A 1,069-nucleotide genomic window follows, 5' to 3' on the forward strand; every position below is an offset into this window, starting at 1 on the left:
CTACGCATGCTCCCCTGGGTCCACACCCCCGGCGGCGCCTACCGCGTCAACCGCCGCCTCAGCTACGCCATCGGCGACGGACGCCTCAGCTTCACCAACCACGGCGCCGACATCCGCGTCGTCCCCCCAGAACTGCGCGAACTCCCCGCACTACGCCACTACGACGACGACACCACCCTGGAAGCACTCGCCAACCGCTTCACCCAACACCAGTACGAACCCGGCGACACCATCACCGAAACCGGACAACCCGCCGACCGCCTCATCCTCATCGCCCACGGCAAAGTCAACAAAATCGGCACCGGCGAATACGGCGACCACACCATCCTCGGCGTCCTCGCCGACGGCGACTACTACGGCGACCACACCCTCACCACCACCACCCCAGCCACCTGGGAACACACCATCAAAGCCGTCACCCCCACCACCACCCTCACCCTCCCCCGCCAAACCTTCCAAGAACACCTCACCCAATCACCCACCCTCCGCACCCACATCGAAAACCACCACACCAACCAACGCCCCCCACAGAACAAACACGGCGAAGCCCTCATCCAAATCACCTCAGGACACGCCGGAGAACCCCAACTCCCCGCCACCTTCGTCGACTACGAAACCACCCCCCGCGAATACGAACTCAGCGTCGCCCAAACCATCCTCCGCATCCACACCCGCGTCGCGGACCTCTACAACCAACCCATGAACCAAACCCACCAGCAACTCCGCCTCACCATCGAAGCCCTCCGCGAACGCCAAGAACACGAACTCATCAACAACCCCGAATTCGGCCTCCTGCACAACGCCGACCTCAAACAACGCATCAACACCCGCACCGGCCCACCCACCCCCGACGACCTCGACGAGCTACTCTGCAGGCGAAGGAAGTCCCACTTCTTCGTGGCGCATCCGCAGACCATCGCGGCCTTCGGCCGCGAATGCAACCGGCGTGGCCTCTATCCACAGAGCGTGGAGATCGACGGTCACGCCATCCCCTCCTGGCGCGGCGTCCCGCTCCTCCCCTGCAACAAGATCCCCATCACCAAGACCCGCACCAGCTCCATCCTCGTCA

The 1,069-nt window shown here is 64.1% G+C and carries 1 protein-coding gene; it reads left to right on the plus strand.

Annotated elements, in window-relative coordinates:
* On the plus strand, positions 1-1,069 hold a 1,069-nt coding region (locus AB0O34_RS37020; RefSeq protein WP_363923698.1), incomplete at both ends, for a family 2B encapsulin nanocompartment shell protein.

Origin of the sequence: Sphaerisporangium sp. NPDC088356 (assembly GCF_040685555.1) — a bacterium.
Lineage (GTDB): Bacteria > Actinomycetota > Actinomycetes > Streptosporangiales > Streptosporangiaceae > Sphaerisporangium.